This is a genomic window from Pontivivens marinum (assembly GCF_900231835.1).
Taxonomy (GTDB): Bacteria; Pseudomonadota; Alphaproteobacteria; order Rhodobacterales; family Rhodobacteraceae; genus Pontivivens; species Pontivivens marinum.
The window spans coordinates 538,398-562,517 of the sequence record NZ_OCTN01000002.1; the positions used below are offsets into that span (position 1 = coordinate 538,398).

General features: G+C 59.6%; 4 protein-coding genes. All 4 read left to right on the forward strand.

Annotated elements, in window-relative coordinates; all coding sequences use genetic code 11:
* The first annotated feature begins 35 nt into the window (after positions 1-35).
* Genes CR254_RS08435 through CR254_RS08450 form a run of 4 tightly spaced genes read left to right on the forward strand, consistent with a single transcriptional unit; the run spans position 36 to position 23,959 of the window.
* Complete coding sequence (locus CR254_RS08435) at positions 36-20,027, forward strand: calcium-binding protein (RefSeq protein ID WP_097929398.1); 19,992 nt, start codon at positions 36-38, stop codon at positions 20,025-20,027.
* 40 nt (positions 20,028-20,067) lie between these two features.
* Positions 20,068-20,373, forward strand: a complete 306-nt coding sequence (locus CR254_RS08440; protein ID WP_097929399.1) for a DUF3467 domain-containing protein — start codon at positions 20,068-20,070, stop codon at positions 20,371-20,373.
* Positions 20,370-21,980, forward strand: coding sequence for an RND family efflux transporter (locus CR254_RS08445; RefSeq protein WP_097929400.1), 1,611 nt, complete (start codon positions 20,370-20,372; stop codon positions 21,978-21,980). Before CR254_RS08440 ends, CR254_RS08445 begins: the two co-directional genes overlap by 4 nt.
* Positions 21,977-23,959 carry a M50 family metallopeptidase gene (locus CR254_RS08450; RefSeq protein WP_145996724.1) on the forward strand — a complete coding sequence of 661 codons (1,983 nt, stop codon included), beginning with the start codon at positions 21,977-21,979 and terminating at the stop codon, positions 23,957-23,959. Before CR254_RS08445 ends, CR254_RS08450 begins: the two co-directional genes overlap by 4 nt.
* Positions 23,960-24,120: the final 161 nt, after the last annotated feature.

The window sequence follows — 24,120 nt, forward strand, 5'->3', positions numbered from 1 at the left end:
CGGTTCAATTAAGGCTGAGATCGGGATGATACGCTATGGGTAAGCTTGAAAAAATCGGTGCACAGGCGCGGCTTGGAGACGAGACGCTGGCGCAGATGAAGGCCCAGATGGTTCCGATGGAGCCGCGTATCATGCTGGATGCCACGCTGGATCTGGATACAGGCGGGGCCGCGGGGCTGGATATTTTCCACGCTGTTGTCGGCACGCTGGATGCCCAGACCGAGGAATTGCAGTCGATCTTTGCCGATTATCAGGACACGCTGGAGCAGGCCGTCTCCATCGCGGGCACGCTGATTGATGCGGGCGATAGTTTCGATGCGCAGGGTTTTGACAGTGCAACCGGCGGCGCAACCGATCTGGCGCGCGCACAGGAAACCGCGCAAATCCTGATGGCGGATATCCGCGATACGGTTGAGGCCGCGAAGGCCGCGTTCGAGGTTAATCTGGATACCTTTGTTCAGGCGAACAAGGCGGCGATTGCGGCTGGTATCGGCTCGATCCAGACGGATGGTGCGGACGGTACTGCGGGAACGGGCGATGATGTTTCAGTCACGTTGACCGGTGCCGATGTTGAGGCGCTGCTGACCTTTGACAACCTCGTAAACAATGACGATTTCGACGATGCGATTGAGGCATTGCTGGATTCCAAGCTGGCCGCGCCTGTCACCAATGCGGATGTTGAGCGTTTGGGCACGGCTGTTGGCGTGGCCGCCGCGAATGAGTTGACGGCGGCGTTCTTCTCACTGGACCTGACGGATGTGCAGCGCAACGGCGTGGACATTGTCACCTTTAACAATGAGACGGCGGACAAGATTAACGTGGTGGTCGATATGGCCGCGTTGAATCTGGATCTGGACGTGTTGTTGGGCGCGGCGGATTTCGGTCTGGATATGACCGCAATTACGGAATCCCTGTTTGCGGATACGACCAGCGAATTCTCGTTCGATATTACCAAGACGACCACGGCGAACAGCATTGGTTTGCTGGCCGATAACTTCGCCCTGCCTGAGCTGGTTGCCGGCGGCGCGGGTGCCTATGTTGGCGGCGGCTCCGGGCCGACGACCTCGCTGGGATTTGTTTCGGGTACTTTGGAGCAGATCGATCTGGCGCAGGTCCGCTTGGCCACGACCGGTTTCGATACCCTGACCCTATCCAGCACGATCACCTTTGGCGGGTCGGTTAGTAATACGTTCAATGTGGGGCCGATCGGAGTCTCGGCCGAGATCGCGGAAATTGGCGGCGGCGGTTTTGTCGCCATTGCCGATGATGTCAGCTATCGCTTGATCGAGGTCACGATTGACGGGTCGCTGGATACGCAGGCGGTTTCATCGGTTCTGGGCGCGGATGCGTTTGATGCGGCCAACCAGACCTCGCGCGATTTCGCGCTGGTCGTCGGGCTTGAGAGTATTTTGGGCACAGCGTCCGACGACATGGTTGCGGCCTTTGTCGATGCGGCTGTTCTGGACGTGGCCAGTGATTTCAGCGGTGCCATTGCCGATGGCACAATCCGCGCGGCGGTTGAGGGGGCAGTCGATGCTTTCGCAGCCTATGGCGTGGAGCAGATGCGCGCTGTGCTGTCGCAGGCGGTTACGCAGATTCAGAATTTCCTCGGTCAGGCGCTGTTCGATGTGGACCTTCCCTTTACCGATCTGTCCCTGCGCGATGCGCTGTCGCCAATTACGGATGTGGTTGAGGCGCTGGAATCGACCTTCCTCGTTGATCTGACGGCAGCCGGCATTTCGGCGGGCGCGGCCCTGCAACCACCGTTGACCACAGTTACGGCGGGGACGCCGGATGTTGCGGCAATTGTGGCTGAGGGATCGTTCACCATCGCGCTGACCGATGGCGGCGTTGACAGTAATATTGTCATCAACGGTCCGTTCACAACGATTGCCAGCATTGCTGCGGCGATGGATGCGGTACTGAATTCCGCCGGTGTCGGGGTCAGTGTTGATAGCGCGGGTCGCCTCGTCTTTACGGCGGATGTTCCGGGTGATGATGTTGTCGTTGATTTCGTCGAGACGGACGATCTGCTGATTGGTGATTTCGGGTTGGTCAGCGCGATATCCTTTGCTGCGGCCACATCGAGCACCACGGCGGATGATGTTGATGTGACCGAGCTGGCAGGCATGGAGGCGCTGGTTATCAGCGTCACAGATGCTGCCGGAACTGTGCGCGAGGTTCGGGTTGCAGCCGGTGCCGGATTTACCACGGTCTCCGATCTGGCGGCAAAGATGGATGCCGCATTGGAGGCCTATAACCTGTCCGTGACGGCGGTGGGTGATAAGCTGCAATATGCGCTGGACGATCCGGCCGGTGCGGCGGCTAGTGTTGAGTTCCTGGTTGAGAATGCGGTGCGTGCGCAGACCCTGGATGGGTTGCTGGCATGGGCGAATGCGCAGCTGAACGACGCGATTCCGGGTGTCAAAATCTCGCTGGGTGAGGATGGGCGTCTGCTGTTCCTGCTGCCTGAATTGCAGGCGATGACGGGTATTGCCGGATCGTTCAACCTGGACGAGCTTGGCTTTGGCGATGTGGCCGGGTTGGAGTTGAACGCAACCATGGCCGCGCTGTTGCGCGGTGAGTTGAACACGGCGCTGGCGATTGATCTGGCTGGGCTGATCGGTGACGCGGGTGCGGCGCTGACCGAACGTGCGGGCAATGATGGGTCGTTTAGCGCCAGCGATTTTGCGGATCACGTCTATGTTCAGGACACGTCGATCTTTGCCTCGATCAGTGCGAGTGCGACCAGTCTGACCGCTTCGGCGGATCTGGGTCTGGTAAAGGCGGGCATTGGTCTGGACACGCCGTCGGATAACTTCATCGTTCTGGATGCGCAGCTGTTCGCGACGCTGACGGGTGAAAACTCGGATTCCGATTTCGATCAGGCGGTTTCACTGACCACGCTTGCCTCGAAGATTTCTGCGGGCCGTGCGCTGGACCTGTTGGGCCGGTTCGAGCTGGGCGGTGGTGCTGTCACGACCGAGGACGGCGATGTCGTGCTGAATGGCGCGAACCTGAAGATCAACAACAACATTTACGAGACAGCCTTTGATGCGGGTGAGGTCGGCAATGTGGCCGTCGTGCATTTCGGTGATGTTAGTATCGAGGTCGCAGGTCTGGGTGGCTTGGCCGAGGATGCAATCAACTCGGTAACGGTTGGCGCGCGCGATCTGTTCGACACGGACACTTGGTCGGTCAATATTGATAGCCCCGTGGCCGAGGCACTAACCGGTTTGCAAACCGGTGATACGCTGGACACGCTGACCAATATCGCAACGCTGCTGGTGGATATTGGTGAGACGTTGAAGGACGACCTGCCGTTCCTTGACGAAGAAATTCCGATCCTGAATTTCTCGTTGCTGGATGTTGCGAACTTCTCCGAGGACTTCCTCGTCGCGGTGCAGGATGCGCGGAACAATCCGCAGGGCACGCTCGACACATTGGACACCGCGCTGGAAAGCGTGTTTGGCGCGGACACCGTGACGCTGGCATGGGATACGGTTGAGAAGATTCTGACCTTCGATCTCAATCTGGTTTACGGCAACACTGAAACCGTACCGCTGGCGATTGATCTGGCGGCGCTGTTGGGCGATCAGCTGGAAACGATCCTCGGGGCGGATGTTGCGGGCTTTGTCTCCGGCCTTGTCGATGCGCGCGGCGATGCGGAATTGACGCTGACGACGGATCTGATTTTGGATCTAAGCTTCGGCATTGATCTGAGCGCCATTCTGGCGGAGCCGACAGATTTTGCTGAGGGCACAACGGCGCTGGGTCTGTTGGCCAGTGTCGGGTCCATCGTTGGGGCCAGCGGTAATGATTTGCGGATCACGCGGACCGATCGGGATACGGGGGACCGTACGCAGGTTTCCGTTGATCTGGAGGGCGCGGAAACCGTTGCCGATGTTGTCGCGCTGATTGATGCGGCGGTTGGCACCGGGTTCGGGTCTGCAACGCTGGGCGATGGGTCGGGCGATAATGTTTCGTTCAGCTATGATGCCGCGACGGGTGTGTTCACCTTTGGCGATCAGGATGCTGTGGCGCGCGATAGTGCAGATGTCACCGCGTTGTTCGGGGCGGACACGCAGGACAGCGCCGATGATGGCGGCACACAGGTCATTACGGGGTCAGCCACGACGGCCAATCCGGCGACGGCCTATGCATTTGATGTAATCGTAAATGGTGAGAGCGTCACTGTTGAGGTGCCTAGCGATGGCGCCCGCACGACGGTTGCCGATTTGGCCGATGCGATCAATGAGGCGATGCAGGATTCCTCGGTCCTACGGTCCGCGATTGATCCCGATGCAGTTCCCGGCACCACGATTTCGGTCAGCCAGCTGATGCGCGCGACCGAGGTTGGCGGCGTGTTGGTCATGACCGCCACCGATTTCGCTGAAACGCAGGGCTATGACCCCGTCAGCTTTACCCTGACCGGTGAGGATGTCAGCCACGGTGTGACGTTCGAGATCGAGGAGCTGAATGGCGCCAACGCGGCGCGGATGCTGGGCTTTGAAAACGGGCAGGAGCTGGACGGAACCGAAGTGTCCTCCACCGCTGTCTACGAGAGCGCGGGCGACGGTAAGGTGCGCACGTTTATCGATACGGACAACACCTCCATCCGGTTCGAGTTCAAGGCAGGGGCCGAGGATTCCATCAACGCCGTCTTTGGCATTGGGCCGGTTGAGGCGACGGTAACGGGCGGCACCGCGCTGATCGATGCGGGTGACGGATCGGGCGATGCGGCAAAGATTGGCGTTGCGCTGAACGATGCCGATGGTGATGGAAATGATGGTGAACTGGACTTGTCGCTGATCGGCAGCATTGCCGACCCGCTGGACCTGTTCATTCCTGATGTACAACTGGGCGTCACGATTGATCTGCCGCTGAGCGACAATCTGGGCTTCCTTGGCGATGATGCAGGGTTCGAATATATCGCCCCGCTGATCCAGACCAAGGCAGGCATCACGGCAGCGAATTTCGACACTGCCAACCTGTCGAGTAATTTTGAAGGCGACCTGATCGAGTTCTTCGAGACGGGCAGCTTCCCCACCGGCAATGTGGACCTGAACCTGGATGGTTTGGCGGATGCGTTGAGCAATGTGAACGTGATCGGTCTGCTGAACGATCCGCGTTTGGTGCTGAACGGGCTGGACCTGATCCTGAAGCAGACCGACAATCTGATCGGTGGTTTCCTGGACACGGTGAACCTGCCGGTTATCGGTGATGGCCTGTCTGCTGGCCTGTCGGTAATCGACGATATGCGCTACGATCTGATCGCGCCGGCGCTGGAATATGCGAGCCAGCCAAAGGCGGACGGAACGCTGCCAACCTCGGTCGATCTGCTGACCGGTTTCCTGAATGACCAGATGAACGATCTGTTCGGGACCTCTGGCGTGGTCTATATGCAGGCGTTCCTGGATACGTCGGGCACCACGAGCGAGAGCTATCTGTACGGTAACTTCAACTTCTCGGGCAATTTGTACTCTGCCTCGCTGGATGCTGGCTTTGATATCGGCATTCCGGGTTTCGAGCTGGAATTCGAGGAAGGCACCGCGCTGGAGCTGTCGCTGGATTACAGCGCGAATATCGGGTTCGGGATTGATAAGAACGGCTTCTTCCTGCTGAACGATGAGGATGAGGCCGAAATCAGCATCGACTTTACCGTTGATGCGGGCAGCTTCGCCGGCAGCTTTACCATGGCGAACCTGTTGCGTCTGACCGCGACGGCTGTGGATACCGATAACACCAATGGCAACGGCTTTACCGCGGCACCGGGTGAGGCGGGATATGATGGCGGGCGCGTCGGGGTTGAGGCTTCGCTGGATGCCGATCTGTATGGATCACAGGGTACGGATATCACCCGTGATCTGTCCGGTATTTCCGTTGAAAAAGACGGCACCGCGATTGATTGGGAAAAGGAAGTGCGGGTTTCCGGCCTGCGCATGAGCGAACTGGTCGAGCTGAGCTTTACCGCTGAAGCCTATGCCGAAATCCAGTTGACGGCGGGTGTTATCAACCCTGTCACCGGTGAGGCGATCGAGATTGGCGGCGTGGATGCACTGCCTGCTGTGACGACTGAATTGGTGGTCGAGGCCAGCTTTGACACGTCGCGCAGTGGTGAGATGTTCAGCCTCGACACGCTGCGGTTCGAGGATGTGCGTCTGGACGCGACGGAGCTGTACGACGCATTCCTCGCGCCGATCATCGATCCGCTCGCCCCGATTATTGATCCGCTTGCAGAGCTGGGGCGTGCGCTAAACACGGCTCCGTTGAGCTATGCGTTCGGTGCGCTGACGACGGTATTCCCTGTTCTGGGCATTGTGGACACCATCGCGGATATCATTGTGTTCGTTGATGATCTCAAGGATTCCGGTGGCGTTATTCAGTTCGGTACATTCGATTTCGTCAATCAGACCGAGGGGCTGAGCAACGGTTCGACAAAGGCCAGCAGTCTGGAGGCCGCCGATCTGACACGCACGGATGCCGGTCCGGCGATTACCAGCAAGTTTGGCGGGACCGGTCTGTCCATCGATCTGCCGATTATTTCTGATCCGTCCAATGTTATCGCGCTGTTGCTGGGCAACTTCTCGGATGTGACGGTGGTTACGGCGACCTATACGTTGATCGATTTCGAATTCGATATCGACATTGTCGGCGCTCTGATTGATGCATCGGGTCTGCCGTCCAAGGTGGTTTCGCCGATCCGCAATGCGCTGGAGGCCCGTGTCTATGGCCACGGTTTTGCGGGCTTCACGGTGGGCTATGACCTGTCCGGTGTAGTGAACTTCATCGATACCTTGCAGCCGGAGCGGTTGTTCGACGGTATCTTTATCGACAGTTCCGATGGCGGTTTGGTCGATTTCGGGATCGGATTCGAGGCATCGGCCTCGATCAGTATCGCGATTGCGTCGGCGTTCCTGAAGGGATCGGGCGATGCCAGCTTCCGGCTTGGCTTCAACGATCCGAACAATGACGGCAAGCTGCGCATTCCCGAGATTATCAAGGTGGCCGAGGCTGCTGCGGGTGCCTCCGATTTCGTTGAGGCATTGGAGTTTGTGTTCAAGGGCGATGGCGGATTCTCGTTCAGCGCATCGGCCGGTGGTAAGATCGGGGTCGGGGCGCTGTCCGCCAGCTTCTCGGTCAATATCTTCGATTTCGACACCAGCTTCACCTTTGGCGGCTTGGCCATTCCGGGTGAGATTTCGTCCGACATCTCGGATACGGGCAACACGGCGATCCTGAATATCGGATCGCGGTCCGGGTTGAGCATGTCCGACGTGACCGAGGACGGTAATGACACCTTGGTCATCACGGGGCCGAACTCTCCGATTGATGTTAGCTGGTCATCGGGTGGCGTCAGTCAGTCGGCCTCGCTGGATTCAGCGACCAGTGCGATCATCATTCCGGCGGGCAACGGGAACAACGATATCGACATGTCGGGCATCACCGACACGACCCCGACGCTGACCTTTACCGGCAGCGGCAATGACAACATCGTTCTGTCGAACCAAGGGTTCCACGTCGTCTTTGCCGGCGACGGGCAGGATACGATCACGGCTGGCGCGGGCGCGACCGGTGAGTATTGGATCATCGGCGGTGCCGGATCGGATACCATCACGGTTGGCGGTACGGGCAGCACGCTGATCTTTGCCGACGATGATTACGGATTGCGGGACGAGTTCACGGCCGCCTTTGCCGCCGGTGGCTTTAACAAGGCCGCAGCCGAGGCGATCATTGCGGGCACCTGGGGCGATCAGAACAAGACGATGTCTGATTTCAAAACCAGCTATACCCAGTCCACGCAGAGCATCGCAGGTTCGTCAGCCGATCAGGTTACGGTTGGGTCCGGCGATCACGTTATCTTTGCCGGTGCAGGCGCGGATTCCATCACGACGGGTGGCGCGTCCGGCACGGTTGAAATCTTCGGCGGTGCAGGCGACGACACCATTAACGGCAATGGCGATTTCGTCACGGTCGAGGGCGGCGCCGGTTCGGACCGTATCTTCCTCGGAGATGGTGTGAACAAGGCATATGGCTGGTCCGCGCAACTGACAGCGGACGGTCTGTCCACGGATACCGCGCTGAACACAGCGGCGGCTGAGGATGGCGCCGACCTGATTATCGGCGGTGAGGGCACTGACGAGATTTGGGGCCATGGCGGCGACGACGTGATCGAGGGCGGCGGCGATGATGATGTGATCAAGGGCAACCTTGGCAATGACATGATCACCGGTGGCCGGTTCGAGATTACGCAGGGCGGAAGCACGATCAACGTGGCCAGCTCGACACTGCATCTCAGCTTCCCCGGTGTGTTGGTGGTGGACAGTGTTGACCTGTCCGATGGTCAGGACACGATTGACGGCCATGGTGGAAACGACATCCTGCTGGGCGGCGGTGAGGGCGACAGCATCACTGGCGGCGGCGGCAACGACATGATCGTTGGTGATTTCGGTCAGACCACGCTGAGCACGAACCGCGTTGTGCAGGATTACACAGCGGCGAAGGTAGATTCCTCGAACCAAGGTGCGGACACGCTGACCGGTGGTTTGGGCACGGATATCCTGATCGGCGGCGGCGCGTCCTCGGGCACGGTTGATGTGCTGACGGATGTATCCGGTACTGGCGTTCTGGTTGGCGATTACGCGAATGTGCGCGGATCGCGTCCACTGGAATCCGTGACGGAAGTGATCAGCGTTGCCTCTGCCTTTGGCAATGCGGACCTTATCACGGCGGGTAACGGCCATGATGTCATCATTGCGGGTGAGGGGAACGATACGGTTGATGCCGGTCTGGGCACCAACATCGTTGCCGGTGATCTGGCCGATGTTGATCTGATTGATGGCGAAATCACGGTTATCGCGACCACCAGCAAATATGCGGATAGCATCATCTCGGGCGTTGCCTCGGATGCTGGCGGCGCCGCGGCGGATCAGGCGGATATGATCGTTGGCGGCAGCGGCGATGATACGATTTCTGCGGGTATCGGACGCAACGCCATTCTGGGTGATGACGGCACAATCCTGTTCGATGCGGCGGCGCGCCGCGCGATCATCGGATTTACCCCTGCGGCCAATGCAAGTCAGGCAGAACTGGATCGTGTCGCCGCTGATGTGGCGTTGATCGAGAAGATGACACTGCGTCTGACCTCGACCATCACTGATCTGGACGGGGACGATTCCGTCACGACGCTGGGCGATAACGATTACGTTGTGCTGGGCGGCGGCGATGATATTGCCGATCTGGGTGAGGGTCTGAACTGGGTCGCCGGTGATGATGGCGACATGCGGATTGACGTCTTCAAGGCGTCCTCGCGGTCTGACAGTCGCGGTGGTGATGATATGATCACCACGGGCGCGGCGAATGACTTCATCCTCGGCGGGTCCGGTGGCGATACGATTGATGCGGGTGCCGGCGATAACGGTATTCTGGCCGATGTGGGGGATGTGTTCGTGTCGCAAGATACGAACCGCGTTACTGCAATCCTGACCTTTGGCGGATCTGCGGATGGTGCCGATGTGGTCACGACCCTTGGTGGTCAGGATTGGGTTATTCTGGGCGGTGATGATGATATCGCCGATCTAGGGCAGGGCGTGAACATCGTCACTGGTGATACCGGTTCGATCAGCGATACGGGTACTGCGCGTACCGCCGCCACGATCGAGGCTGGCGACGACACGATCACAACCGGTGATGATATCGATATCATCCTAGGCGGTGTTGGTGGCGATCAGATCATCGCGGGCGAAGGCAATAACTTGATCGTCGGCGATGCCGGTCAGATCGTGTTCGATGCGGCTACCTTTGCGGCGACGTTGATGCAGTCGGGCAATTCCGGTGAGGATGGGCGCGATAACGTCACCACAGGTGCGGGTGCGGATATCGTTATCCTTGGCGGGGACAATGACACCCTAGCTGCCGGTGACGGGTTCAACCGCGTGTTGGGCGATAGCGGAACCATTGATATCACGGCTGGTACTATGACGACTGCCAGCGATCTGGATGCAGGCGATGATGTGATCACCACGGGTGTGGATCAGGATATCATCCTCGGCGGTGTCGGGCGAGATACGATTTCTGCCGGAACGGGCAGCACGAACACCATTCTGGGCGATACGGGCACGGTGACGCATACGCCTATCGGGTTTGTTGTGACGGATATGGTTGGCACGTCGGATGTGCGCGACGGGGCTGATGTGATCACGGCGGATGGCCTGATCAACCGCGTTATGGGCGGTGGTCGTGGCGATACGATTACGCTGGGCGATGGTTTCAACGTGGTGCTGGGCGATTCCGGGCGCATCCAGCCCTTTGCTGGGTTGTTGAGCGCGTCGTCTGAGACCTTTGGCGGCAATGATGCGATCACGACCGGTATTTCGGCGGATGTCATCATTGGCGGCAGTGGCAATGATACGATCAATGCTGGTGCCGGCGATAACGCGATCCTTGGGGATACGGGTGATGTGCGCCACGGGATCAATGACTTCCTGGGGTACACTCTGGTTTCGACGGGCGTGTCGCGGGACGGTAGTGACACTGTCACAACGCTGGGCGGCAACGATCTGGTGATCCTTGGCGGGTCGGCGGATACGGCAAATCTGGGTGATGGTAACAACACCGTGCTGGGCGATAGCGGTACGATCGAGACGCGGAATGCCTTCCTGACCAGTGCAACGGATATCTTTGTCGGGGCTGATAGCATCACCACAGGGTCCGGCCGCGATATGATTATCGGCGGCAGCCGCGCGGATGTGATCAATGCGGGTGCGGGCGATAACGCGATTATCGGCGACACCGGCACGATCAACCATGATCGCCTGACGCTGGCCACGGTTAGCATGGTTTCCGCGTTCGAGAGTGATGGTGCCGATACGGTCACCGCGCTTGGCGGGATGGACGATGTTATCCTAGGCGGTGGATCGGATATTGCTGATCTGGGCGAGGGGCTGAACCGCGTTATCGGTGGATCGGGTGAGATTAACCTGACCGAGGGTCGAATCGAAACGGCTGTTGGCACCGATGGTGTGACCTCGAATGACGATCAGATCACGACCGGTTCCGCGAATGACTTGGTCATCGGCGGATACGGATCAGATGTTCTGAACCTGGGCGCGGGTGATAACGCGCTGCTGGGTGATACGGGTAAGATCCTGTTCAACGTGGCGGATAACAGCCTGATCTCGATGCTGTCCGATATGGATGGGTCTGACGGGATTGATACGGTGACAACGTTGCAGGGCCGCGACTATGCGATCCTGGGCGCGCGGGCTGACGTGGCCAATCTGGGTGAGGGCGATAACATCGTCGTGGCCGAGGGTGGAACCATCGACCTGACCACAGGTACGGCGACCACTGGTCTAGCTGTCTTTGGCGGTGACGATCAGGTTACCACGGGCGGCGGCGCGGATATTGTGCTGGGCGGTTCGGGCGCGGATACGTTGACGCTGGGCGCGGGCGCGAACCTTGTGCTTGGCGATACCGGCACGATTACGTTTACGGCGGCGCGCGGTGCGAAGGTGTTGACGACGATTGGCAACCAGTTTGATGGGGCCGATACGGTCACAACAACAACCGGTGCCGATGTGGTCATCCTTGGCGGTGGTGGCGACATTGCGGATCTGGGCGCGAACGACAACAAAGTGCTGGCCGATAGCGGTACGATTGATGCGGATGCGGGGACGATGTCCACGATCTCGGACATCTATTCGGGCGCGGATTCGGTCACCACGGGCGGCGGTTCGGATATCGTGATCCTCGGTTCGGGCAATGATACGCTGGTTGGCGGCGCGGGCGATAACATCGTGCTGGGCGATACCGGCACGATCAGCCATCAGATCGGCACAGCCGTGTTGATCGCGATGGAAAGCGTGACGGATACCCGCGACGGTGCCGACCATGTGCGCGTGCTGGAGGGAGCCGACCGGATCATTCTGGGCGGAAACTCTGACATTGCAGAGATTGGTGCCGGCGATAACTGGGTTATCGGTGATAGCGGCCTGATCGACCGGACAACGGGCACGATCAGCAGTGAAGCGGCGGATCAATCCGCAGCGGACCGGATTGTGATTGCGCTGTCGGGTGGCGTTGCCTCTGGCGCGAGCACTGGCAATGACATCGTAATTGCGGGTGCAGGCGCGGATGAGATCAATCTGAGCGCGGGCGATAATGCTGTTATCGGCGATAGCGGCACGGTCATGGTTGCTGTTGGTGCGGAGACGTTGATCTCGCTTACCTCGACCAGTGATCGCCGTGATGGTGTTGATACGTTGACCACGCTGGAGGGCAACGACATTGCCATCCTTGGCGGCGCAGCAGATATCGCCAATCTGGGTGAGGGTATGAACCGCGTCATCGGTGATAGCGGTGTGGTTGATGTTGTCGGGATGAGCCTGACCGCGACTTCGGACAGCTATCTGGATGCGACACCAACGGCCAGCACAGCGGGCGATGCGGCGGGTGATATGATCACCACAGGCGCGGGCATTGATATCATCATCGGCGGCAGCCGCGCAGATACGATTTCCGGCGGTAATGGCGACAATATCGTTCTTGGCGATACCGGCACGATTACACACGGTGTGGGCTTTGCGTTGATTAATGCGAGCTCGACTGCAAATGCACGCGATGGCGTGGACAATGTTACGGTCGGTACGGGTGCGGATAGCGTGATCCTGGGCGGCCAAGGCGATGTGCTGGACGCGGGCACGGGCAACAACCTGATCCTGGGCGATAGCGGTTCCATCGATACGCCGACGCTGACCTTGACAACGGGCAGTGACAGTGTTGCGGGTGCGGATAGCATCACGGCCGGAGCGGGCATCGACATTATCCTTGCCGGTAGTGGCGCGGATACGATTTCCGGCGACAATGGCGACAATATCGTTCTGGGTGATACCGGCAGTGTGACGCATGACGTTGTGCGCGCGCTGGAGGTTGCGACCTCGACCGCGGATGCACGCGATGGCGTTGATGTTGTTACCTTGGGCACGGGCGCGGATGCGGTTATTCTGGGCGGTGCAGGCGATATTCTGGATGCGGGTGAGGGCGATAACAAAGTCCTCGGCGACAGTGGTACGATCAATGCGCTGACCGGAACGCTGGAAACGGCATCCGATATTCAGGCGGGTGCGGATAGCATCACAACTGGCGACGGGTCCGATATTATCCTCGCAGGTAGCCGTGCGGATACGATCACTGGCGGTGCGGGCGATAACATCGTTCTGGGCGAAACCGGTACAGTGCTGCACACAGTTGGCACGGCTGAGTTGTTGAGCATGAACAGCGCGGTCGATACACGCGATGCGGCTGATATCATCACGGTTCTTGGCGGCAATGACTGGATCATCGCGGGTGGTAAGGGCGATACGGTCGCCTTTGGCGATGGTGACAATGTTGTACTGGGCGATAGCGGCTCCATCGACAATGTGAATGGCGTGATTGAGACGGTGGCCGATGATGAGGCAACCGGCGACACATTGGTCATCGCAGTTGGCGGCGGCACCTCGACCGGTAATGACATTGTGGTCGCGGGCGGCGGTGCTGACCTTGTGCGGGTTGGTGCGGGCAATAACACGATCCTCGGCGATACGGGTCGTATTACCTACACGGTTGGAACGGGCGCAGTGTTGACGGCGACCGCGACCACGGATCTGCGGGATGGAAACGATACGGTTAGCGCGCTTGGCGGTGACGATATTGCGATCCTTGGCGGTGGTGCGGATGCGATTGACGCTGGCGATGGGCTCAGCCGTATTCTGGGCGATAGCGGTACGATCGACATTGCCGGAATGGAGATTACAGCAACTGTTGCAAGCGTCTTCGACGGTGCGGATACGATCACGGCTGGAACGGGCGACGCGATTGTCGTGGCTGGTTCGGGCGCGGATGTGATTACGGCGGGCGATGGCAACCACATCGTTATGGCGGATCAGGGGCATCTGACCCATGACGCGGCCTTGGCCCTGTTGGCGCTGGAAGCGGTTTCCGATGCGCTGGACGGTGACGATACGGTCAGCATTGGCGGCGGTATGTCTGCAGTCGTGCTGGGCGGTGGTTCGGATAGCCTGACGGTAACGGGTGCTGGTGCAGCCACGGATGCGCGTAAGGTTCTGGGCGATAGCGGTGAGATTGACGCCGTCGCTGGATCACTGTCGAGCGGCAGTGATAGCCTTGCCGGAAATGACACGATCCAGCTGAGCGGCCTTGGCACCGACATGGTGATCGGTGGGTCCGGTGCGGATGATGTGACACTGCATGATGGCAGCGATCTGGTACTGGGCGACACGGGCAGCATTACCCATGTGATCGGCTCAACCGCCGCGCTGATCCTGCGCTCGGATGCCGATATTCGTGACGGAGCGGATGTTGTTCGCGCAACCGGTGGCGATAACAAGCTGGTTCTGGGCGGTGGTTCGGATGAGTATTCGGTCGTGAATGCGGGGCCGAATATGGTTCTGGCGGATAGCGGCGTCATCGATACGGTTAGCCAGACCTTGACCGGTTTTGCCTCCGATACGGATGGTGATGATACGGTTACCGGCTCTGCCTCGGTCAGTGATGACTGGATCATTGGCGGTACGGGCGGTGACCTGCTGTCCGCTGGCGATGGCGATAATGTCATCCTCGGCGATAGCGGTGTGATCAACTATAATGGTACGGCTATTCTGGATGTGACCGGCACGGCGGATGCGCGTGACGGGTCCGATACGATCAGCGGCAATACTGGCGATGACATCGTTATCCTTGGCGGTGCGGCGGATGTTGCTGATGTGCAATCCGGCGATAACAAGGTGCTGGGCGATAGCGGCTCCATCGATCTGGTTGCGGGCAGTCTGACGACAACGGCAGATGCGACCGATGGTGGCGATCAGATCACCACCACCGGTGGCGCGGATATGATTGCAGCCGGTGGCGGCGCGGATGTTGTGACGGCTGGTGCTGGTAACAACCTGATTCTGGGCGATAGCGGTACGATCCTGTTTACGGCTGGTACTGTAACGGCGCTGTCCATGACCTCGGCTGCGGCGGCGCAGGACGGGAATGACAGCATCGTGGCGACCGGTGGTTCTGACGCGATTATCGCGGGCGGCGGATCGGATACTGTCACGGGTGGTGAGGGTACGAACCGCATCATCGGTGATAGCGGCGTGATCGATTTCGTTGCAGGGACCATGGCCTCGACCGCTGATGATAATGCTGGGGCCGATGTAATCGACGTATCGAATGGCATTGATTTGATCATCGCGGGTCTGCGTGCGGATACGGTTCGGGCCGGTGGCGGTGATAACATCATCCTTGGCGATGATGGTACGATCAGCCATGATGTTGCGATGGCGCTGCTGGTGGCGAACTCCACTGCCGATGCGCGTGATGGTGCGGATGACGTGACCAGCGGGCTTGGCGATGATTTCGTTATTCTGGGCGGTGCTGCGGATACGCTGGATGCAGGCAATGGCAGCAATGCTGTGCTTGGCGATAGCGGTTCGATCACATTGGGCGCGGATAGCGTGATGTCGGGCGTGTCCGATGCCTTTGCTGGTGATGACCAGATTACGACCGGTAGCGGTGATGATTTCGTGATTGCGGGCTCGGCCAATGATTTGGTTGCAGTTGGTGAGGGGCAGAACACGGTTCTGGGTGATGTCGGTACGCTGACCGTAGCGGCTGCCGGGGCGCGGACCTATGTTTCCGCAGCGGATGCGCGCGATGGCAACGATACGATTACGGGTGGGGATGGCGGCAATGCGCTGATCCTTGGCGGTGGTCTGGATGTTGCGACGACCGGAACGGGTGCTGATGATATCATCGGCGACAGCGGTCGGATCGTTTACGATACGGGCCGTGAAGTCATTACGACTGACACCGCAATTGGTGCTGAAGATGTGATTACATCGGGCGCGGGCGATGATTTCATCGCTGGTGGCCTTGGCGCGGACCAGATTTCTAGCAGCGCGGGCAGCAATGTTGTGCTGGGTGATAATGGCGCGATCTCGGCTATTGCAGGCACGACGATGGTCCAATCGCAGGCGGAAACGCTCGGCGGTGACGACACGATTGAGACTGGCGCAGGCGATGATTTCATCGTTGCCGGACTTGGTGCGGATCAGATTACCAGCATCGCAGGCAATAATGCTGTGCTGGGTGACAATGGCACAATCACGGCTGTAGCAGGTGCGTTGACGGTACAATCGCAGGCGGAAACGCTGGGCGGCGACGACACGATTGAAACCGGCATTGGTAATGACGTGATCCTCGGCGGGATCGGTGCGGATAGCATCATTGGCGGTGACGGTGATAACCGTGTGCTGGGCGATAGCGGCAGCTATACGTTGAGCGCGAGCGGGGATGAAGTTCTGACGGCCACGGACTCGCTGGATGGCGGTGCGGATATTGTCGCAACGGGCATTGGCAATGACTGGATCGCGGCGGGTGCAGGTGCGGATACCGTAACTGCGGCGGCTGGTAACAACATCATTCTGGGTGATGGTGGTTCGATCAACATGTCGGCGGCGGCAACTACGATCCGCACGGATGAGGTTGGAATCGGCGGTGCGGATAGCATCACCGCGGGCGTGGGCAATGATACGATCCTTGCAGGTGCCATGGCCGATACGGTCGATGCGGGCGCGGGCGATGATTTGGTTGCTGGCGATCACGCGACGCTAACGCGCCTTGCGACGGGCGGGCAGACATTCACCTCTCTGGATGAGGCGATTGGCGGCAACGATGTTCTGACATTGGGCGCGGGCGATGATGTTGTGCTGGGCGGTGCCGGAGCGGATATAATCGGCGCGATCTCGGGTGAGAATGTGGTTCTGGGCGATAACGGAGTGGTTGAGCTGGATCAGGCGGGCGCGTTTGTTTCCGCACTCAGCAGCGCCAGCGGTGTTGGTGGCGATGATGCCATCACAACCGGTGGTGATCTGGATCGGATCATCGGCGGCGCGGGTGCTGATACGGTGACGGCCGGTGATGGCGACAATCGCATTCTGGGGGATGAGGGTAGCATCGTAGCCTCGGCTGGCATTGATACGCTGACCTCGCTGAACTACGGCATCGGAGGCGACGATAGCATCACCTCGGGTATCGGTGCGGATGCAATCATTGCTGGCGCGGGTGCTGACACAGTATCGGGCGGCGATGGCGACAACATGGTGCTGGGCGATTCCGGTACGGTTGTTGAGGGCGCCGTTGGTTATGCGAGCGGTGTCACGAGCGGTTCGGGCATTGGTGGTATCGACGACATCACAACAGGCACCGGTGCGGATACGATCATCGGTGGTGTTGGCGGTGATGCAATCGCTGCGGATGCTGGTGCGAATGTTGTGCTGGGTGATGAGGGCTCGGTCGCGGGCGATGTCGCGCTGTCGATGAACCTGACGGTCGGTGGCGATGATGTGATCACCACTCTGGGCGACGCGGATGTGATCGTCGGAGGTGTTGGCGCAGATACGATTGATGCGGGCGACGGTGATAACCGGATTGCTGGCGACGCGGCGACCCTTGATGCAACGCAGATGGCGGATCTGGATCAAACTGTTGGTGGTGCGGATAGCATTACCACCGGCAGTGGCGCGGATCAGATCATCGGCGGCATTGGTGCGGACACGATCACTGGCGGTGCGGGCGATAACCGCATTGCGGGTGATGGCGCGCGGATCGATACGGCTGGCGTTACCTCGCTATCCGATACGCTGGGCGGTGACGATATGATCACCACGCTGGGGGATGATGACCAGATCATCGGCGGTGCAGGTGCTGATATCATCGCGGCGGGTGAGGGTGCGAACCGTATCCTGGGCGATGCGGGGGTGATCACGGCGACGGATATGACCTCTACCACAGTTGGTGCGGGGGGTGCGGATAGCATCAGCTCCGGCGCAGGCGCGGATGAGATTATCGGCGGCGCGGATGCAGATACGATCAATGGTGGTGCGGGCGATAACCGTATCCTGGGTGATGCGGGTCTGATCACGGCGACTGATGTGACTGATATTGCTGCCGGAACCGGTGGTGCGGATGTCATTACGGTGCTGGGCGGTGCGGATACGATCATCGGTGGCGAAGCTGGCGACCTGATCGATGCCGGCGACGGTGATAACCGGATTGCGGGTGACGCGGCGACGCTGACGGCAACTGGCTTCAGCACGCTGGATGTGACCGATGGCGGTGACGATACAATCACCTCGGGCACTGGCGCGGATATCGTGCTGGGCGGTAAGGGCGCCGATGACCTGACGACGGGATCGGGTGATGACCTGATCTCCGGCGATGGTGCGGTTGTTGTTATGGCTGCGAATGTCGTAACCAGTGCAACATCCCGCGCGTCGCAGGGCGGTGCGGGCGATGTGATCGATGCCGGTGCGGGGGATGATACCATCCTCGGCGGTGCGGGCGCGGATCAGATCAATGGCGGCGACGGCGACGATCATATTCTGGGCGATTTCGGAGCGGCTGACCTGACAAGCGGTACTGCGCTGACCTCGCTGGATATTACCGAGGGCGGCGACGACACGATTGAGGGCGGCTTGGGCGATGACATCGTGATTGGCGGTGCCGGCGTGAACAGCTTCTCGGATGATGGTGGCTTTAACGTTGTGGTTGGCGGTTCGGCTGACCTTAGCGCGGGTGGTGTTCTGACCATCGATAATAGCGGTCCGGTTGTGGATCAGGTTATCACCGGCGGTGCGGGCGACGATCTGCTGCTGGGCGGTGCGGGCAATGACACGATCAACGGGCTTGGCGGGAACGACACGATCTTTGGTGACGCTGCTGAATATACAATCGGTGTTGGCGTAACCGCGACCCAGCCGAATGCGTTTGGCGATGATGTGCTGAATGGCGGCGATGGCGATGATGTCATCGTTGGCGGCAAGGGGTCGGATGTCATTACCTTGGGCGCGGGCGATGATGTTGCGCTGGGGGATATGGGCGACCTGACCTTTGATGGCAATGGTGCTGTGACCTCGCTAACTGCCACGCAGGCCGGTGAGGGTGCTGCCGACACGATCGACGGTGGTGCCGGTAGCGACCTGATTGTCGGTCAGGGCGGCGCGGATCTGCTGACGGATAGTGAGGGCGCGAACATCCTGATCGGTGATTTGGCCACGGTGACGTTCTTTGCAACCTCAGCCGCGCCAACTGGCGGTAGTGCTGCGGACCGTGTTCAGACGCTGCAAACAATTCGCGATGATGTTGCCTATGACGACGTGATCGTTGGCGGTAGCGGACGCGATCTGGCGGTTGGTGGCTTGGGCGATGATACGATCACGGGCAATGACGGACAGGATATCCTGTTCGGTGATACGCTCGATCTGCAACGCGCCTACACATTGGATGCATTGCTTGGCTCATGGGTTGAGACAATCCAGATGCAAACGACGCTCACCAGCGGCGGCGGCAATGACGTTATCAGCAGCGGCGCGGATGGTGATTTCATCGTCGCGGATCTGGGGTCGAACTTCTTCGACACTGATTTCGAGCGCAACTTTGTCGCTCCGAATTCGGCATCGCTAACGGTTACGGGCCTTATGACGTCGGTTGCTGGGGATGTGTTTGCAAGCTCGACTGTGCTGGGCGTGTATGGCAGTTCAACCGGCGGTGCGGGCGGCGGAAACGTCTCGTTCATTCCGGGCGGGATCGCAGCACCTGCGCCTGTCGCGCCAATGGCGCAGGGGGCGAACAATCCAGGCAGCAGCGCCAGCTATGATATCTCGGTCGGGACGCCGCCAAGCGATGCGACCGAGGTCAGCATCTTTGCCAATGATACGCGGGTACTGTCCGATCACATCGCACGGGTTGTCGCGTCGCCTTCGTTCATTGCGGAGATGGCAGAATTGCAACGCTATGACTTGCAACGCGATCTGATTTTGGACAGCGTACGCACATCGCTGCAACTGCGCCTGTCCAATGATGGTCTGCTGAATGATCCCGATCTGTTCGACGCAATATTCGAGCAGATGGTAATGGATATGTTGGAGGAAATTCTTGCCTTCGACCTTGACGCGGCTGCTGCACTCGCGGCGGAATGACAGCGCCCAATTTAGGGTAGTCTTAAGGAGCAATCGGAACATGTCCGAGAAGAATACGACGAACGGCCTGACGCAAACTCTGCCCAACGGGGTGGAGCTGGTCTGGAACGATACTGATATCATGTCGAGCTATGCGAATGTGGCCACGGCAACCGCAACGCAGGAGGAATTTTTCCTGTTATTCGGTCAGCATCAAAGCTGGAAGGGCGTACCCGAGGGCGGCAAGGTCGAGATCGAGCTGAACAACCGTATGGTCATGAACCCGGCTGCGGCAAAGCGGTTCGCGGCAATCCTTGTCCGTTCGCTCGAAGCATATGAAGAGCGGTTCGGCAAGATCGGCGGATGAGCGCGGGACAGGGCGGGCCGATCACCGGCGCGCTCGACGGGATCGGTACACATGTTGATCTGCTCGCATTAATTGCGGGCGGAGCGGTGACGCCGTTAATTGGCCCCGCACCTAGCACTGAGCTGATCGCCCTATTGCCCGAATTTGAGGCGGAGCGCCCCGGCGCACGCAGGTTGGTCGCTGGTCGGTTGGCGGTGCATGTACCGCTGGGCGACGGGCGCGCACATTTGTGGCAGGTGGGTGATGGCGACGTTGCCTTGCCCCATCTGATCCGCAATCTGGTGCGGGCCAGCAGGCAGATTGCCTTTCAAAACAGTGCGCCGGTGCAGCCTGAAAAGGTTGAGGTGCCGTGGCGGCTGCCGCTGCTGGAATCCTTGGTCAGCCTGCCCAAACGCCTAAAACCACGCCGGTTGGTCGCGTTGGAGCGGTTGGCCGCGGCGACCGGCTGGACGGGCCTCGCTTTTGTTGAGGTCCGCAACGGGCAGGCGCGTAAGGTGCATCGGTTAAGCCCGACGGCTGATCTGCGCAGTGATAGTATCAAGATTTTCACGAACCGAATGATTGATGAGGATCAGCCGGTTCTGGCGGTTTCTTCACGTAAAATCGGGGATGGTCCCGCTGATCTGGAGCTGTTCTGCGAGGAACATCGGATCGCGGGATTTGTTATTGCACGGCCTACGGGCGACGGGCTGGCGCTATATGTTGAGGAATCCCCATCCCCCGATCAGGTTGTTGAGGCGCAGGCCGCATTGTCGGTTGCGTTTCCCAAGCGGGTTCGTGCGGGGGGCGGTTGGGTACGGCGCGCCGCGATTGGTGCCGCGCTGGCCGCCGCAATTGTATTCCTCGCATGGCCTGTTCGGTTTGAAATCACCGCTCCGGGCGAATTGCGTCCGGCGGATAGTGAGATCGTCATCGCGGCGGAGGATGCGCGGCTGGCCACGGTTGAGGTCAGCGTTGGAGAACATGTTACCGCTGGCACCGTGATCGCGACCCTGGTTTCCGAACCGCTGGATGAGGCGCGGGACGAGGCCGCGTTGAGCCAGTTATTGGAGGGGCTGAGTGCGCAAGAAGCCTTGGCCGCCAGCGATTATGCTCGGTATCAATTGGCGTTACAGCGGCAGGAAATTGCAACTTTGCGATTGGCTCGATTGGATGAGCGTGTCGCCGCGCTGCGTCTGACCGCCCCGCAGGATGGCCGGATTGCCGACCTGATCAATCGGGGTGAGGTTGGCGCGATGATGAGCGCGGGTGCCTCATTGGCCGAGGTTCAGATCGGCAATGATATGAGGGTCTTGCTGCGATTAGCTGCGATCGATGCGCCCCTTGCGCGAACCGGCACGACAGGCACATTCCTGCTGCGCGGGATCGGGGATCGTAGCTGGCCAGTGACCGTGATCGAGGACCCCGTCGCCACGCGACGTGAGGAGGGGGATACCGTGCTTCTGGTCTTGGCCGAGGTGGCGGATGCCGATGCTGCTCTGTTCAAGGGCCTGACCGGTATCGCGCGTCTGGATCTGGGCGAGCGGCCCCGCGTTGCGGTTCTACTGCGACCGCTGGCTGAATGGGCCCGGCTGAAGGCATGGGAAAAGCTGGGTATTGAACTGTGAGCGGCATGACGGGTGCCGGCCCGTTGCGAGAGGCGCGATTGCACCTGTCTGAAGAAGGCGGGCGGCACCTATATTTGCTGTCGGACCCTGCTAGCGGTCGTATTCTGCGGCTGGAGCCAAAGCTGGCGCGTCTGATGGCCAATGTGCGGGCGCGGCTGACTGGCCGCCTAATCGGGACACCGCCTGAGGAGGAAATTGCCGCTGCCACCGTCATTGGTGAGTTTGTGCGGGCAATGCGCGCCGATGCCAGTGGTGAGCGGGCGAAGAAGTTTAACCCGCTATTTATGCAAGTACCGCTATTCGATGTGGGGCCGTTGCAGGCGCGGTTGCGGTGGCTGGCTGCGCTGACCTTTTCGCCCTTTGGCGTTGTGTGGTTCGGGTTGCTGGCGCTGATCTGCCTATGGATGCATTCGGTAACGGATGGCGCGATGGTCAGCCGGATCGGGGATATTTTCAGCCTGTCCGCGCTGGCGACCTTTGCCATCGTCGCGCCGCTGACCAAGATGTTGCATGAGCTGGGCCATGTGCTTGCCGCGACCCGTGCGCGGGTGCGGGTGCGTAAGGCGGGCGTCATGCTGTTGGGACTATACCCGTTACCCTTTGTCGATTGTTCCGAGGCGGATTTGCTGGCCAGTCGTTGGGGGCGGATCATGATCTCGCTGGGGGGGCTGTTTGCCGATCTCAGCGTCGCGATGGTGGCGTTTATCGCGTGGCATTTGGTTGAGGATCCTGCCGTGCGGCAGGTGCTGTCGTCGCTGGTTGTTTTCAATTCAATCAACACGGTGGTGTTCAATCTTAACCCGATTTTAAAGCTGGATGGCTATTTCGCATTGTCAGATGCCTGTCATCGCCGGAACTGGCATACGGAGAGCTTTGTCGCACTGAAGTCAGTACGCACGGCGCTGGCCGGATTTCAGTTCGGTGCGGCGGGTAATGCGATAGTTGTGGCACCACTGCGAATTGCGTTCGCGATGGTTTCGACCTGTTATAAAATCTGGATCGTGGCCTTTGTCGCATGGCAGGTTTTGCCGAAGTTCTTGGGGCTTGGGTTGTTTTTGGTTGTTTGGGGTATGGCTGCGATGTTTTTCACGCCGCTTTTATCCTTGGCGGGACCATCGCCACAGGGGCGAGGGCAGGGGATGATGGCGACAGGTGGACGTAAGGCGGGCAAGGGGTGGCTGTGGTTGCCAATTCTGGGCGTCGCCGCGCTGATCATCGCGCTGATCCCGCGCCCGTATCATGTGGTTGTTCCGCTCGAACTGGATTTGGACGGGCATTATGCCGTGCGGGCGGGTGAGGGCGGCGTGCTGCGAGAACTGGCTATGGCCGGGCCGGTCGAACAGAATCACCGGTTGGCGCAATTGCAGGCGCCGGGGGCTGAGTCGGAATTGGCTTTGGCGCAGGCTGAGCAATTATTCGATCTGACATTGGCGGATAGTGCTGCGGGCCTTGATCCATTGACGGCGCAGGCGGCACGGCAGCGCGCTGCAACATCCGCTATACGTGTTGCGCGCCTGCAACGGTTGGCTGAGTCGTTGGAGGTGCGCACCGCACAAAAAGGGCTGTTCCGGCCGGATGCTACGCTGACTGTTGGGGCGCAGGTCAGCCCCGGTCAAATGCTGGGTCATCTACTTTCAGATGAAGGCCATGCGCAGTTGACCGGGGCCTTTCCCGAGGTCTGGGTCGAGAAGCTGACCCGCGCATTACAGGGAGCAACGCTGCGTCAGTCCGCGGCGTTTGAACCGCTTGATCCTACGACGGATATTCGGCTGGAGGATGCGGTCGGTGATGTCCAGCAGGGCGTTCGGTTATCGGTCACCAGCACCTATAGTGCGCGCGCATTGGCAGGCGAACCGATGGCCGTTCGATTGCAGTTCGAGGCCGAGCCATTGTGGCGTCACGGCCTGTTCCAGGCCCGACTTTTGATGCTCAGATTCCGCGAGGCACAGCAACAAGCCCAAAGTGCTGCAACGCAATAGTATGGTTAGTGTGATACTGCGTACAGTCATAGAAATTAAAAACTTTGCAATATACTGACGTATATACCTCTCAGTTGCGTGACAGGGATGGCGCATTCGTGCTTTTCTATTGGCAACTGTACCCGAACCATCCGGTGCACCCCGACAACGAAGCCTTATCC

Coding starts and splice junctions, on each gene's coding strand:
- CR254_RS08445 (WP_097929400.1), top strand. CDS start 20,370: ATGAGCGCGGGACAGGGCGGGCCGATCACCGGCGCGCTCGACGGGATC.
- CR254_RS08435 (WP_097929398.1), top strand. CDS start 36: ATGGGTAAGCTTGAAAAAATCGGTGCACAGGCGCGGCTTGGAGACGAG.
- CR254_RS08440 (WP_097929399.1), top strand. CDS start 20,068: ATGTCCGAGAAGAATACGACGAACGGCCTGACGCAAACTCTGCCCAAC.